The following is a 13,972-nucleotide window of genomic DNA, read 5'->3' on the forward strand; positions in this document are numbered from 1 at the left end:
GGTGGCGTTGCCAAGAGTCGATGAGGCGCTCGAGTGCGCCGCGACCCGCCTGCGCGACCGTTCCGAGAGCGCCCGTCTTGACGTGGAAGTGCTGCTTGCCCATGTGCTGGGTAAAACGCGTACCTGGCTCTACACCTGGAACGACCATGTGCTGACCCAGGTCGAGTTTGAGACGTTCGAGGCGTTGATTCAGGCGCGGTCTAACGGCGAGCCGGTGGCCTATCTTACCGGCCAGCGCGAATTCTGGGGCCTGATGCTCGGCACCAACGCCAGTACCCTGATTCCAAGACCCGATACCGAAACGCTGGTTCAGTGCGCCCTGGATGCGATGAGCATCCCAGTGGGCCGTGCGCTTGATCTGGGCACCGGCACCGGTGCCGTTGCACTGGCGCTCAAGAGCGAGCGCCCCGGCTGGCAGGTGAGCGCGGTGGACCGCGTCGATGGCGCAGTGGCGCTTGCCCACGAAAATGCCCGGCGCCTGGGGCTTGAGATTGCGGTCACGCAAAGTGATTGGTTCGAGGCGCTTGCAGGCGAGCGCTTTGACCTGATCGTCTCCAACCCCCCCTACATCGATGCAAACGATGCCCATCTCGAGCGCGGTGATGTGCGCTTCGAGCCGCATTCGGCCCTGATCGCGTCGAGCGGAGGGTATCGGGATCTCGAGTATCTGATCGAGCACGCCCGGGCGCATTTGAACCCTCAAGGCTTTCTGATGCTCGAGCATGGGTTCGCGCAGGGCGAGCGCGTTCGAGGGGCACTCAAACGCATGGGCTACTCGGCCATTGAAACGCTCAAGGATCTTGCTGGTCAGCCGCGGGTCACGCGCGCGCTCTGGCCGGCACGCAAGGAAACAAGTGAATGAACGACCAGGAGCTTTTGCGCTACAGCCGCCACATCATGCTGCCCCAGGTCGATATCGACGGTCAGGGTCGGCTGCTTGGCGCGCACGCGCTTATCATCGGCGTCGGCGGGCTGGGTTCGCCGGCAGCACTTTATCTGGCGGCAAGCGGGGTGGGGCGGCTGACGCTTGTCGATGACGACGTCGTCGAGCTGACCAACCTTCAGCGCCAGATCGCCCATACCGAGGCTGCGCTGGGTGAGACCAAGGTGGCCTCTGCCTGCGCGCGCGCCAAGGCGCTGAACGGCCAGTGCGTCATCGAGACGGTGCAGGCGCGCCCCGATGCGGCGCGTCTTTCCGAGCTTGTTCGTGCAGCGGACGTGGTGCTTGATTGCACCGACCGGTTTTCAAGCCGCTACGCCATCAATCGTGCCTGCCTCGAGACTGACACGCCGTTGGTGTCTGGTGCGGCCATTCGCTTTTCGGGCCAGCTTGCGGTGTTTGATTTTCGCACCCGCGAGACGCACTGTTACGCCTGCCTTTACGGGGACGATGGCAGCGATGAGGCGCTTAGTTGCGCGGAAAGCGGGGTGATCTCGCCACTGGTCGGCGTGATCGGCACCTTTCAGGCCCTCGAGGCGGTGAAGCTTCTTGCCGGCGCTGGCACATCGGCAAAAGGGCTTTCAAGTTTCGATGGCCTGACCGGCGAGTGGCGTCAGTTCGACGTCCAGCGTGACCCTGAATGCCCGGTGTGCGCCGCGCACCGACCTGCCTGATCGGGGCGCTGACGGCCCTGATGTAAACGACATTTTCGCGCTTGCGCTCATCGCGCCCGCTGCAGGAGTGGTCTGCCATCATGTCTGTTGCACTCGATTCCTACTACGCAGATAGCGTGCGTGTGCCGTTCGAACCAACGCCTGCGTTTTCGGGCGAGCTCGAGGTCGATGTCTGTGTGGTGGGCGGCGGCGTCAGTGGCTGTTCGGCGGCGCTTCATCTGGCGCGTGCCGGCTTCCGCGTGGCGTTGATCGAGGCCTTTCGAATCGGCCATGGCGCCTCCGGACGCAGCGGCGGCCAGATCCTTCCAGGCTTTGGTACGGACATGAGTGTGATCGAGGCGCAGGTCGGTCTTGACGACGCGCGCAGGCTCTGGGCGCTCAGCCGTGAGGCACTTGCGCTGACCGAGTCCTTGATCGACACCCACGGCATCGACTGTGATTATCGCCGCGGCTACGTGCACACTGCGTTGAAACCGCGTCACGAGCGTGCGCTCAAGCAGTGGCAGGCAACGCTTGCCGAGCGGTATGGCTACGAGGGGCTTGAGTGGCTCGATAAGGCGGCGCTTCAAGAGCGGGTCGTGACCGAGGCGTATACCGGGGGGCTGTTCGAGCCGGAGGCGGGGCACCTGCATCCGCTCAACTATACGCTTGGCCTTGCGCGGGCGGCGAAGGCGGCCGGGGTTCAGGTGTTCGAATACGCTCCGGCCGAGCGAATCGAGCGCGGTGAGCCTTGCCGTGTGCATACCCCTTCAGGCACTATCCGCGCCCAGCGTATGGTACTGACCGTGAACGCCTATCATGTGGGGCTGGTGCCGGAAGTGGCATCAAAGATCATGCCGGTTGCCAACTACATCATCGCGACCGAACCCTTGAGCGAGGCGCAGGTGGCAAACGTTCTGCCGCAAAACGATGCGGTGTCCGATGCCAATTTCGTGCTGGATTACTACCGGCTCTCGGGCGACCGGCGTCTTCTTTATGGCGGGCAGGTCAGCTACGACGGACGTGAACCGAGGCAGTTGCTGCCCCGGATGCAGGCCAAGATGGCTGAGCTTTTTCCGGTGCTCAAGGGCGTTGCCATCGATTATCGGTGGGGCGGCGATGTGGCGATCACCCGAAACCGGGCACCGCATTTCGGTGTGATCGACCAGACGCTTTATTTTGCCCACGGCTATTCCGGGCATGGCATGGCGCTTGCAGGGCTTGCCGGCAAGCTTCTGGCCGAGGCCATCGAGGGCCACCCCGAGCGGTTCGAGGCGTTTGCGCGCCTGACCCATCGCGATTTCCCCGGGGGGCGCCGTCTGCGTACGCCGCTACTGGTGCTGGCAACGTCGTTTTACAAGCTGAAGGATCGACTGTAGCGATTCGGTACGACGATGCCGGACGATCTGTTTTGAAACGAGGTATAACTGAGACATTGGCCAACGAATCAACCGCCCGAAAAGCGTCGTCCATCACGCTTGAAGGGGTCGAAAAATCCTTCAGTCGGGATGCGATCGCGCTCGACGGGGTCGACCTGACCATCAAGGCCGGCGAGTTCTTTACGCTGCTCGGCCCCTCCGGCTGCGGCAAGACCACGCTGCTACGCATTCTGGCCGGGCTCGATACGCCCAACGCCGGGGTGGTGTCGATCGGTGGGGTCGATGTGACCGCGGTGCCGCCGCACAAGCGAAGCGTCAATACGGTCTTTCAGTCCTACGCGCTCTTCCCCCACTTGAGCGTCGAGGACAACATCGGCTTCGGACTCAAGATGCAGGGCGTCGACAAGGCCGAGCGCACCCGCCGGGTGCGGGAAATGGCCGAATTCATCAAGCTGAGCCCGCTGCTCTCTCGGCGCATTCACCAGCTTTCCGGCGGCCAGCGTCAGCGCATTGCGCTTGCCCGTGCACTGGTGTGCGAGCCGGATGTGCTCTTGCTTGACGAGCCGCTGTCGGCGCTGGACGCCGGGCTTCGCGGTGAGCTTCAGGTCGAGCTTCAACGCATTCAACGACGTCTTGGCATGACGTTCGTGTTCGTGACCCACGATCAGCAGGAAGCGATGGTGATGTCCGATCGCATCGCGGTACTCAACGACGGCAAGATTCAGCAGCTCGATACGCCCAGAGCCGTGTTCGAGCGCCCGGCCAATGCGTTCGTTGCTCGTTTCATGGGGCATTCGAACCTGCTCGAGATCAAGCGCCGCGGCGCCGACCGGCTCGATACCGCGATCGGGCCGCTTACGCTTCCGGCCGAGGGCGAGCACATGAACGACGGCGATCTGGTTCTGATTCGCCCGGAAACCATCGAACTCGGTGACGATGCGCTCGGCCAGCCCAATCGATTCGACGCCACTGTGGTCGAGAGTTTTTACCGCGGCAGCCACTTCGAATACCGGCTTCAGGTCGAGGATGTGGCGCTGACGGCGTTCAGCAGCAATCAGGGCCAGAAGCTCTTTGCAGCCGATGATCGCGTGCCGATCAGCATCTCGCCTTCGGATCTGATGACCGTACGCGGTGAGGGCGGCTGACGATGAGCAAACGGCCCTTTGAGCGCTCGGTTCGCCAGCTGCGCTTTCGTGAAACGCGCCATCTTTTACTGACCACGCTGCCGGGCGCGTTCTGGATCGTGCTCTTTCTGGTGCTGCCGAGCCTTTATCTGGTGAGCATGGCGTTTCTGACCAACGGCACCTACGGCCAGCCGAGCCTGCCGTTGACCTTCGATGCCTTTCGCCAGCTGGCAGGCTTCGGGTTTCTGGGCTGGAGCCCGGGCAATCTTTACACGCTGCTGCGCTCTCTCTGGCAGACAGTGGTCGCGACCGCGCTTGTGGTCGTGATCGCCTATCCGATCGCCTATTACATCACCCTGTGTCGGCAATCTCTTCGGCCGATCATGCTGCTTCTGGTTGTCGTGCCGTCCTGGACCAATCAGGTCATCCGGGCCTTTGGATGGATGAACCTGTTGGCACCGGATACGCCGCTTTCAAACCTTGCGCAGTCGCTTGGTCTGATTGCCCCGCACATGGGGCTCTTTCCGTCGAGCTTTGCCGTCACCCTCGGTCTGATCTATAACTTCCTGCCGTTCATGGTGCTGCCGCTGTACGCCGCGTTCGAGAAGCTCGACACCACCCTGGTCGAGGCCGCCCGCGACCTCTACGCCTCACCGCTCAAGGCGTTCTGGGTGGCGGTCTTCCCCCAGACGCTGCCCGGCCTTCTGGCCGGCATCGTGCTGGTGGCGGTGCCGGCGTTTGGCATGTACGTGGTGCCTGAGCTTTTGGGCGGCGGGCGCTCACTGATGATCGGCAACCTGGTGGCCTCGCAGTTCGCCGGGGGCTCCAACTGGCCCTACGGGGCGGCGGCCTCGCTCCTGATGCTGGTGGCAACGCTTTTGGGAATATTTCTGCTGAGGCGGCTTGGCCGGCGCGCAGGTGGCGGTGAGGAGGTGGTCATATGACGTCGCCCTCACTGAAGCGCAGTCTGGCCTGTCTCTGGTGGGTGTTGATGGCGTTTTTGTACCTGCCGCTTGCGGTGGTGGTGCTGTTTTCCTTCAACTCGATCAATAGCTCGGCGCTGTTCGAGTCGTTTTCGCTGCGCTGGTACGAGCGGCTCTGGGGCAACGAGCAGATCATGGCCTCGCTCGGCCATAGCCTGGTGCTTGCGATCATCTCGTCGGTCATCGCGGTCGTTATCGGCACGCTGATGGGCTACGGGCTCTATCGCTATCGGGCGCGCCGGTTGGGTTGGCTGATCGTTTTGATCTATCTGCCGATCGTGATGCCGGACATAGTGTTCGGTATTTCGAACATGACCTTTTTCGTGCGCCTGAGCAGTCTTACCGGCTGGCTGTCGCCGGGGCTTGGTACCATGGTGCTGTCGCATGTAACGTTTCAGATTCCCTTCGTGGCGCTGATCGCCTACTCACGCTTTTTGGGGCTTGATGCCACGCTGTTCGATGCCGCCAAAGACCTTTACGCCTCGCCGTTTGATCGGGCGCGCCATTTTATCGTGCCCTCGATCAAGCCGGCGCTGGTGTCGGCCTTTTTCCTGTCGTTCACGCTTTCAATCGACGATTTTGTGATCAGCTTCTTTACGGCAGGTCCTGAAAGCTCGACGCTTCCGATCTACATTTGGGGCGCGATTCGAAAAGGGGTGACGCCTGAGATCAACGCCATTGCATCATTAATGATCGCAGCGGTCGCGGTCGCGGCGGTCATCAGCCTTGCCTTCACGCGCTCAAAAGGCTCAGACGCCTCCCGGTGAGGCACTTAACATAACAATCAAAGTATTCGATACAGGGAGCATTTCGATGAACCGACGCATGTCCTGGCCCGCATTCCTCGCCGGCGGGCTCTTGTTTTGCGGCTCCGCCTTCGGGGCGACGCAGAAGCTTTATCTGTTCAACTGGACCGAGTACATGGACCCGGACATCATCAAGGCGTTCGAGTCGAAGTACGACGTTGATGTGGTCGAAAGTCATTTTGGCTCGCTTGCCGAAATGTACGCCAAGCTTCAGGCCGGGGGCTACGCTCAGTACGACGTTATCGTGCCCTCGAACTACTTCGTGCCGCGCCTGATCAAGGCCGGGCTCGTGCAACCGCTCGAGCTCGACAAGGTTCCGAACATGGCCAACGTGATGGACAAGTTCCAGCACCCAAGCTATGACCCGGGGCAGGCGTATTCCGCGCCGTATCAGTGGGGCACGACCGGCATCGTCTACAACACCAAGACCTACCCCGATGCACCGGCAAGCTGGTCGTTGATCTTTGATCCCGAGCAGACGAGCGGTCAGCCGTTTTCGATGATGACCGATGGTCAGGTCATGTTCGGCGCGGCGTGCGCCTATCTCGGCAAGGGCTATGAGTGCACCGATCGCAAGAGCTGGACCGAGGCCGCCAAGCTGCTTTTAAAGACCAAGCATCGCGATAACTTCACAGGCTTTGTCGATGGCACGCCGGCGCTTCCGCAGATGGCCCGCGGCGTGACTCAGGCCGCGCTTACCTTCAACGGCGATTATCTGCTCGACAAGGCCGAAAACCCCAAGGGGTTCAAGCACCTCGAGTACGTACTGCCTGAAGAAGGCAGTGAGCTTTGGGTCGATGTCATGATGATTCCCAAGCGCGCGCCGCACCCGGAGCTTGCCAACGCGTTCATCAATTTCATTCTGGACGCGAAGGTCGGCGCGCAGCTCTCGAACTACAACTACTATTCGACGCCGAACAAGGCCGCTGTGCCACACCTGGACCCCGAGCTTCAGGTGCCGCCGGCGATGCCGACCGACGAGCAGATGGCGAAGCTCTATTTCACACCGAGCCTGGACGGCGAGGCGCTTCAAACCTTCCAGCAGATCTGGAGCGAAGTGCAGTCGCGTTGAGTCGTCGAAGGGGCCGTTTTGGCCCCGTTTTTTTGGTCGGATGGGCGGGGTTATGACGTTAAAACACACCACTGATTTGAAGGCCTGGTTCGAGCAGCACGGCATTACCGAAGTGGAATGCCTGGTCAGTGACATGACCGGTGTACTCAAGGGCAAGATCATGCCTGCAGGCAAATACCTGAATGCCGGGCGCCCTAGGCTTCCGGATTCGATTTTCATCCAGACCGTGACCGGCGGCTACCCGGACGACGACGCACTCAGGTTCTGGAACCCGGCCGAGCTCGACATGCAACTGGTTGCAGACCCGTCTGCGGTCTATCTGGTGCCGTGGGCAGCCGACCCCGTCGCCCAGATCATTCACGACTGTTACTACCTCGATGGCTCGCCGGTGGAGATCGCGCCGCGCTATGTATTAAAGCGCGTGCTTGAGCTTTATGCGGCCAAGGGCTGGAAGCCTGTTGTGGCGCCCGAGGTCGAGTTCTATCTGGTCAAGAGTAATACCGACGCCGATTATCCGCTGGAGCCGCCGATCGGGCGCTCCGGACGCCAGGAAAGCGGGCGTCAGTCCTACAGCATCGATGCAGTCAATGAGTTCGACCCGCTGTTCGAGGACATGTACGACTTCTGTGAGGCCGAAGGACTCGACATCGACACGCTGATTCATGAGGAGGGCGCCGGGCAGATGGAAGTCAACTTCCAGCACGGCGACCCGTTGATGCTTGCCGATCAGGTGGTGATCTTCAAGCGCACCCTGCGAGAGACCGCGCTGCGCCACGGCATGTACGCAACCTTCATGGCCAAGCCCATGGCCAACGAGCCGGGCAGTGCGCTGCATCTGCACCAAAGCCTTTGGGACTTGAGTGGCACGCGCAACCTGTTTGCCGATGACAAGGGTGAGCCGAGTGCGCTGTTCTTGAATCATGTGGCGGGGCTTCAGCGCTATCTGCCCGATGCGCTGCCGCTTCTTGCCCCCAATATCAACTCCTACCGCCGGTTCATGCCCAGCGGCTTCAGTGGCTCGGCGCCGACCAACGTCGAGTGGGGGTTTGACAACCGTACCGCGGGCCTTCGGGTGCCGGTCGGCTCGGCTCAGAGCATGCGGGTCGAAAACCGCTTGCCCGGCGCCGACGCCAATCCGTATCTGGCGATGGCGGTATCTCTGGCCTGCGGGTATCTGGGCATGGTCGAGAAGCTCGAGCCGCGTGCGCCCTTGAGCGGGTCGGCGCTCGACAGCGAAAGCTCGGTGCTGCCCAACGATGTAGGTCCGGCGCTTGAGCGTCTGGAGCGCAGCAGTGAGCTGACCGAGGTGCTGGGTGAGCGCTTCATGAAAAATTATCTTGCGGTGAAGCGGGCCGAGCATCAGGCCTACTACCGAGTGATTAGTTCCTGGGAGCGCGAGCATTTGCTGCTTCGGGTCTGAACCTTAACCGACGATAACGACAACAATGAGGAACGAGTCATGGCGTCAGTTCGATTCAAGGGCGTACTTATGTGCGCAGCACTTACGATGTCTCTGCCGTCAATGGCGGCGTCCAAGACATTGACCCTGTTCAACTGGACAGATTACCTGCCGCCGACGGTGCTCGATGAATTCGAACAGCGCTTCGATGTGCGTGTCGTCCAGAACTACTACAACTCCAACGCCGAAATGTTTGCAAAGCTGCAGGCTGGCGGCGACCGTCAGTACGACGTGGTGTTTCCATCCGGCTATTTCGTGGACCGGCTGAAGCAGGCCGACCTGGTTCAGCCTCTCGACGCTTCGAAACTACAGAACCGCACGCACCTGCTCGAGGAGTTCAAGGACCCAAGCTACGACCCGAGCGGACGCTACAGCATGCCGTATCAATGGGGCGTGACCGGCATTGCCTACGACGCCAGTGCGCTGCCTGAATTGCCGCACAGTTGGGGAGCGCTCTTTGATGCCGATGCCAACCCGGACCGACCGTTTGGCCTTTTAAAGGGCGACGGCCAGTTCACCCTGTCATCGGCATGCGCCTATCTGGGTAACGGGTTCGATTGCCCGACGCGGCAGGCGTGGATCGATGCGGCTAAGGTGGTGCAGCCCACCATGAAACGGCCCAACTACGTCGGGTTTGTCGATGCGCTTGCCGCGCTCGATCAGTTGAGCCGCGGTGTGATCGACGTGGGCGTGGTCTATAACGGCGATTATGCCCGCAAGAAGGCCGAATCCCCCGAGGCGTTCAAGAACATCGCGTTTTTTGTACCCAGTGAGGGCAGCCAGCGCTGGGTGGATACGATGGTCATCCCGAAACACGCACCCAACCCGGAACTGGCCCATCAGTTCATCAATTTTTTAAGTGAACCGGGCGTGGCCGCCCAGATCTCCAACTGGACGTTTTATTCCTCGCCCAACAAGGACGCGCTCGACGCCCTCAAGCCGATTCTTCGCTCGGCGCCGGTGATGCCGGACGCGGCCGTGCGTGAGCGGCTCAAGTACACGGCCTCGCTTGACGCCGACACCCTTCAGTTCGTACAGCAGCTCTGGACCGAGCTTCGCGCGCGCTGAGTCAACGTCCCGTTGACGCTCAGGGCTGAGGGGGGGCCGTGAGCGTCCGCGCCGCGCTTTCAAGAAACGGCGCGAGCGGGAGAGCGGTCATCACGCGGGCGACGTCGAGCGCCGTCGGCTGGCCTGCCAAAAAGCGGATCACCCGTTCTGCGGGCAGGCGATCAAAAAGGCGGACGTAGCAGTCCGGCCCGAGCGCTGCGTGACGCGAGAGCGCCGTCATGAAGGTGCGGTCGAGCCACTCAAGGCCTTTCGAGCGCGCAGGAGGGCTCGGCGGCTGTCCGGCCTCCAGTGCTTCTCGGCACTCGCGGGCCCAGCGCTGGATGGCGTGAAAGGCGTAGCCAGTGGCCGGGCGCATGGCGCCGCCGGCGGTGCCGGCCGGGTGAATGCGTGCGCTGCCGCGCTGCCAGGCCGGGGCCATCGGAAGGCTCCCGCATTCGCGTCGGAGTACGTCAACCTCGCCGAACCGTTCGGCAACGTGCTGGGCGAGCGCCTGTTCCAGCTGGTCGAGCGGCACGGGCGCGCGTGCAAACGAGGTCCATTCGACCAGCGCATGACGCTCATCGATGGGCAGGGTATAGACGAACGCCAGAGTGTCACTGGTCGGTGCGGGCGTGACGCTGAAATTCATCAGCTCCGCCTGCGCGAGGGCGCCTATCTTTGGGGTGTCGATCACCCAGCCGGCAAAATCCTGCCACCGCCAGGGGGCATTCAGCCGCTTGGGCGTGGGCAGGGTGGTAATGACCTGACGCGCCGAGAGCGTCTCGCCGCTATCGAGTGTGATCGCGACGTGGTCATCGTATTCGACAAGGGCATCAACCCGGGTGCCGGTTCTGAGCGTTAGGCGTTCATGGGTGGCGATGGCCCCGAGGCAGGTGTCGTAGAACCGTCCGGCATCGATCATTTCGTAGGCTATGGATGAGCGCACGTTCGCGCGATGCTCGCCGTTTTCAAGCCCCCACCTTGACCAGCGGGCGATCACACAGTCATCGAAGGCGTGGGGCTCCAGCGGCCAGCCGCACCAGGTACGGTCCTCCTGGTAGGTCGGTCGCGCCTCGATGATCAGCGTCGAGGGCGGGTCGGCAGCGCGGGTGGCCAACTGATAGGCAAGGCTCAGCCCGGCGCAGCCGCCGCCCAGGATGATAAGCTCTAGCATGGCGGATTGGTGCCGGGAAGCCCCGTCAGGTGGCGATGCAGCTCGCGGTCATGCACCGGGCGGTGAGCCGGCGTGACGCCGCCGCTGCCGGTCAGGCTCTTGAACGCCAGAGCGAATTTGCCGCGCAGTGGCACGTACGCCCGGGCATGCCAGTACTGGCCGTCACGCGCGCGAAGCCGAGTGCCGATGCCGCGATAGACTTCGGCGGCGACCTGAATCGCGCGGCGGTTGCGTTTCGGAATCTCGGTAAACCCATCGGCGCCGCTTTGATAGTAGCGCTCGGCCAGATCCAGAAGCGCCAGATCGGCGCGGGCGGCCGTGGGTGCAAGGGCCTCATCGGGGCTGATCAGCGCCTTTGGCGTTGCGTCGGCCACCCAGGCGCCCGGTACGTAGCGCCGCTTGAGCGTGCCGTCTTCCGAAATGTCGCGAGCGATGTTGGTCAGCTGCATCGCGATGCCCAGATCGATCGCGTGAGGCCAGGCCGAACTTGGCGCGCCGATCAGCGGCGCCATCATCACCCCGACCGTGCCGGCTGCGCCATAGCAGTAGCGCAGAAGCTCGGCCTCATCCTGCAAGCGAAGCGTCAGGTCGGCGTCCTGGGTGAGCGTGTCGATCAGGGCACTGGCTGCATTCAGGTTGAGCCCCCGGCGGTGGGCAAGGTCCTTGAAAATGCGTACCACCGGGTCCGGGTCCTCTTTCAGGGAGTCGTGCAGTAGCCGGCTTTGAATGTGGCGCAACCGGTCGCGGGCCTGCTCGTTTTCCCTGGCCGTCGGCATGTCTTCATCGGCCAGATCATCAAGGATGCGACAGGCCGCATAGAGGCTGGCGGCGTCGCGTGCGTCTTCCTTTCGAAGCAGATGGCTTGCAAACCAGAACGACTTGCCGTGCTTGGCCAGAAGCGCCTTCGCGTCATCCATCGGGGGACTCCTCGACCATCAGACGCTCGACGACCTTGGCGCTGGACACCACGCCGGGCAGGCCCGCACCCGGGTGGGTGCCGGCGCCAACCAGATAGAGCCTGTCGAGGGCCTCGCTCTTGTTGTGAAAGCGAAACCAGGCCGATTGCCTGAAAAGCGGTGCGATCGAGAAACCGCTGCCGTGCTCGCTCAGATAGCGAGTGCCGAAATCGGCAGGGGTCATGTGAAACTGGGTGGCAATGTGGTGTTCAAGGCCCGGCAGCAGCGTTTTGGAAAGTGAGGCGATGATCCGCTCGGCCAATCGGGGGCCTTCCTCGGCCCAGTCGATGTCGCCCTGCAGGTTCGGCACCGGCGCGAGAATGTAGAACGAGTCGCAGCCAGGGGGGGCGAAACTTTCATCGGTGGCGGTCGGGCGATGAACGTAAAGCGAGACGTCCTCGTTCAATACATGATGATCGAAGATGTCAGCCAGCAGCGTCTTGTACTGCTCCCCGAACCAGATGGTGTGGTGAGCCACGTCCGAATAGCGTGCATCGACCCCCAGATACAATACGAACAGGCCCATGGAATACTTGGCTGCCTTGAGCTTCAGTTTGGGCAGCGCCGGCAGGTTCGGCGTCATGTGCTTGTACAGATACGCCGCGTCTGCGTTGGCGATGACCCGATCGGCCGGACGAGTGCTGCCGTCCTCGAGTACGACCCCGGTGACCCGTCGTCCTTGCGCTTGAAGCCGACCTACGCTTACTCCGGTTTCGATGTGGATGCCTTCCTCGCGCATGAGCTGTTCGAGCGCGCCGACGAGTGCGCCGGTGCCGCCCCGGGGAAACTGAACGCCCCATTTGCGTTCAAGGTACGGAATCAGCGCATAGATGCTGGTGGTCTTGAACGGGTTACCGCCCACCAGCAGCGGCGGAATTGAAAAGGCCTTTCGAAGTGAGGGGTCTTCGAGGTAATGGCTCACCATGCCCCATACGGAGCGGTGGCTCTTGAGCCGCACCAGCGCCGGAATCTGGCGCACCATGGTGCTGAATCGGTGGAAGGGCTTGTCGGCAAGCTCGGTGAAGCCGACGTCGAAAATGGCCTTCGAGTGCTCGAGCAGGCGCGTGTAGCCGTCGACATCACGCGGATTGAAGTGGGCGATCTGCTCGAGCGTGTCGTCGAGATCCGCCCCGTATCGAAAGCGACGACCGTCCTGGAAGTAGAACTCGTACCAGGTGTCCAGGTCGATCATCTCGACGTAGTCGCTCAAGCGCTTGCCGAAGAGCTCAAACAGTTCCTCGAACATGAAGGCGGCCGTGATCACGGTCGGGCCGGCGTCGAACCGGTAGCCCTTGTCTTCAAACACCTGAGCACGCCCGCCAAGAGCATTGCCACGCTCTAGAAGCGTGACGTCGTGGCCGAGCTTTCGGGCTCTGAGCGCAGCGGCCATGCCGCCGAAGCCGCCGCCGATAACCAGCGTGTGTGTCATGACGTGACGTTCTCCCAGACGGTCAGGCGGGTGTGAAGGCGCTCAATTTCACGGTGCAAGGGGTGTTCGGCGCCAAAGGGCAATGTGTCGGTGGTGGTCCGAGCGGTCTCAAGAGCGTCGAGCGCGAACATGAGGGTCGAGTGGTGGGGACTCTGATCGTTTGCTCGGCGCAGACGATGCACCAGATTATCGCTGTAGCCGTGTTCAAGGTCGCTCTGATCGTCTTCCAGGTCGTCGGCGATCTGATAGGCCAGGGCGAAATGGTCGGCGGCCTGTCGGGCAGCTGCGAGGGCTCGGTCGTGACCGCTCAACAGCAGCGGGGCCGTAAGGGCGAGTTCGATCAACGGCGCAGTCTTTCCGATGGCAATGGCGCGATAGCTTTCAAAGTCGTCGTCGCTCGGCGCACTGAATTCTGCGGCCTGCCCGCGAATGGTGGCGCGCACGCATTGATGGATCATCGCGATCAACCGAGGCAGGCGAGGGGCGTGGTCGGCCAGCCGCTCGAGGCAGCCATAGGCGGCTGAAATGTGCAGGTCTCCCACACACAAAGCGACGTCCGGTGAGAAGGCGTACCAAAGGCTTGATTGGCCGCGACGCTCGCGGTCGCGGTCCTGCACGTCGTCATGGATCAGCGAGGCGTTGTGCAATAGCTCCGGAACCAGCGCAAGCGTGGTGGCCTGTTCCTGTGAAAAGCCGAGCTGGCGTGCACTTTCGAACCCGAGCCGGGCGCGCATCATGCCGCCGAGAGCGCTCAGGTGATGCGTGCAGGCGCGGTCGACCACGGAGTCGCGTGCGCGCTCGCCCAGCAGTTGCTCACGCATGGCGCGAGACAGCAAGTCACTCGACGGTGATGGCTCGGCGGACATCGACGCATGATGCGGCGGAGAAATCATGAACGAAACGGTCCCATCCTGCGGTAGTGTTATTGTCGACGCAGCAGTATAGACACC

The 13,972-nt window shown here is 62.3% G+C and carries 13 protein-coding genes; 9 read left to right on the forward strand and 4 right to left on the reverse strand.

Translation table 11 applies throughout. The annotated features are described in order from the left end of the window. The first annotated feature begins 1 nt into the window (after nucleotide 1). The 9 genes from prmC to NAT23_RS00445 all read left to right on the forward strand — a co-directional run bounded on the left by prmC (nucleotide 2) and on the right by NAT23_RS00445 (nucleotide 9,484). Nucleotides 2–862, forward strand: a complete 861-nt coding sequence (gene prmC, locus NAT23_RS00405; RefSeq protein ID WP_350028294.1) for a peptide chain release factor N(5)-glutamine methyltransferase — start codon at nucleotides 2–4, stop codon at nucleotides 860–862. After that, nucleotides 859–1,614, forward strand: a complete 756-nt coding sequence (locus tag NAT23_RS00410) for a HesA/MoeB/ThiF family protein (RefSeq protein ID WP_251924601.1) — start codon at nucleotides 859–861, stop codon at nucleotides 1,612–1,614. Before prmC ends, NAT23_RS00410 begins: the two co-directional genes overlap by 4 nt. An 80-nt stretch (nucleotides 1,615–1,694) precedes the next feature. Then, a complete protein-coding gene (locus NAT23_RS00415; protein WP_251924602.1) occupies nucleotides 1,695–2,972 on the forward strand; it encodes an NAD(P)/FAD-dependent oxidoreductase in 1,278 nt (425 codons plus the stop codon). A gap of 56 nt (nucleotides 2,973–3,028) precedes the next feature. After that, nucleotides 3,029–4,117 (forward strand): ABC transporter ATP-binding protein, encoded by a 1,089-nt coding sequence (locus tag NAT23_RS00420; RefSeq protein WP_251924603.1) that lies wholly within the window; start codon nucleotides 3,029–3,031, stop codon nucleotides 4,115–4,117. Between the two features lie 2 nt (nucleotides 4,118–4,119). Then, nucleotides 4,120–5,040, forward strand: coding sequence for an ABC transporter permease (locus NAT23_RS00425; protein ID WP_251589498.1), 921 nt, complete (start codon nucleotides 4,120–4,122; stop codon nucleotides 5,038–5,040). Next, nucleotides 5,037–5,846, forward strand: a complete 810-nt coding sequence (locus NAT23_RS00430) for an ABC transporter permease (protein ID WP_251924604.1) — start codon at nucleotides 5,037–5,039, stop codon at nucleotides 5,844–5,846. Before NAT23_RS00425 ends, NAT23_RS00430 begins: the two co-directional genes overlap by 4 nt. A gap of 46 nt (nucleotides 5,847–5,892) precedes the next feature. Continuing rightward, nucleotides 5,893–6,957: an ABC transporter substrate-binding protein gene (locus NAT23_RS00435; protein WP_251924605.1), complete on the forward strand. Its 1,065-nt coding sequence runs from the start codon at nucleotides 5,893–5,895 to the stop codon at nucleotides 6,955–6,957. A gap of 52 nt (nucleotides 6,958–7,009) precedes the next feature. Then, on the forward strand, nucleotides 7,010–8,377 hold the full coding sequence (locus tag NAT23_RS00440) for a glutamine synthetase family protein (protein WP_251924606.1): 1,368 nt from the start codon (nucleotides 7,010–7,012) through the stop codon (nucleotides 8,375–8,377). A 39-nt stretch (nucleotides 8,378–8,416) separates the two neighbouring features. After that, on the forward strand, nucleotides 8,417–9,484 hold the full coding sequence (locus NAT23_RS00445) for an ABC transporter substrate-binding protein (RefSeq protein ID WP_251924607.1): 1,068 nt from the start codon (nucleotides 8,417–8,419) through the stop codon (nucleotides 9,482–9,484). 19 nt (nucleotides 9,485–9,503) lie between these two features. Here the strand turns inward: NAT23_RS00445 and NAT23_RS00450 are convergent, their stop codons facing one another. From NAT23_RS00450 to NAT23_RS00465, 4 genes are read right to left on the reverse strand one after another with little or no spacing between them, the layout of a single operon-like run. Then, nucleotides 9,504–10,637: a lycopene cyclase family protein gene (locus NAT23_RS00450; RefSeq protein ID WP_251924608.1), complete on the reverse strand. Its 1,134-nt coding sequence runs from the start codon at nucleotides 10,635–10,637 to the stop codon at nucleotides 9,504–9,506. After that, nucleotides 10,631–11,554, reverse strand: a complete 924-nt coding sequence (locus NAT23_RS00455; RefSeq protein ID WP_251924609.1) for a phytoene/squalene synthase family protein — start codon at nucleotides 11,552–11,554, stop codon at nucleotides 10,631–10,633. The genes NAT23_RS00450 and NAT23_RS00455 overlap by 7 nt, the downstream gene beginning before the upstream one ends. Beyond that, nucleotides 11,547–13,022, reverse strand: coding sequence for a phytoene desaturase family protein (gene crtI, locus NAT23_RS00460; protein WP_251924610.1), 1,476 nt, complete (start codon nucleotides 13,020–13,022; stop codon nucleotides 11,547–11,549). Before crtI ends, NAT23_RS00455 begins: the two co-directional genes overlap by 8 nt. Continuing rightward, nucleotides 13,019–13,915, reverse strand: a complete 897-nt coding sequence (locus NAT23_RS00465; protein ID WP_251924611.1) for a polyprenyl synthetase family protein — start codon at nucleotides 13,913–13,915, stop codon at nucleotides 13,019–13,021. Before NAT23_RS00465 ends, crtI begins: the two co-directional genes overlap by 4 nt. Nucleotides 13,916–13,972 lie beyond the last annotated feature (57 nt).

This window comes from Larsenimonas salina (genome assembly GCF_023736155.1).
Taxonomy (GTDB): Bacteria; Pseudomonadota; Gammaproteobacteria; order Pseudomonadales; family Halomonadaceae; genus Larsenimonas; species Larsenimonas salina.

Excerpts from the sequence above, each read along its gene's own strand:
- NAT23_RS00430 (WP_251924604.1), top strand. The coding sequence starts at position 5,037 with ATGACGTCGCCCTCACTGAAGCGCAGTCTGGCCTGTCTCTGGTGGGTG.
- NAT23_RS00450 (WP_251924608.1), bottom strand. The coding sequence starts at position 10,637 with ATGCTAGAGCTTATCATCCTGGGCGGCGGCTGCGCCGGGCTGAGCCTT.
- NAT23_RS00440 (WP_251924606.1), top strand. The coding sequence starts at position 7,010 with ATGACGTTAAAACACACCACTGATTTGAAGGCCTGGTTCGAGCAGCAC.
- NAT23_RS00410 (WP_251924601.1), top strand. The coding sequence starts at position 859 with ATGAACGACCAGGAGCTTTTGCGCTACAGCCGCCACATCATGCTGCCC.
- NAT23_RS00445 (WP_251924607.1), top strand. The coding sequence starts at position 8,417 with ATGGCGTCAGTTCGATTCAAGGGCGTACTTATGTGCGCAGCACTTACG.
- crtI (WP_251924610.1), bottom strand. The coding sequence starts at position 13,022 with ATGACACACACGCTGGTTATCGGCGGCGGCTTCGGCGGCATGGCCGCT.
- NAT23_RS00435 (WP_251924605.1), top strand. The coding sequence starts at position 5,893 with ATGAACCGACGCATGTCCTGGCCCGCATTCCTCGCCGGCGGGCTCTTG.
- NAT23_RS00415 (WP_251924602.1), top strand. The coding sequence starts at position 1,695 with ATGTCTGTTGCACTCGATTCCTACTACGCAGATAGCGTGCGTGTGCCG.
- NAT23_RS00465 (WP_251924611.1), bottom strand. The coding sequence starts at position 13,915 with ATGATTTCTCCGCCGCATCATGCGTCGATGTCCGCCGAGCCATCACCG.
- NAT23_RS00425 (WP_251589498.1), top strand. The coding sequence starts at position 4,120 with ATGAGCAAACGGCCCTTTGAGCGCTCGGTTCGCCAGCTGCGCTTTCGT.
- NAT23_RS00455 (WP_251924609.1), bottom strand. The coding sequence starts at position 11,554 with ATGGATGACGCGAAGGCGCTTCTGGCCAAGCACGGCAAGTCGTTCTGG.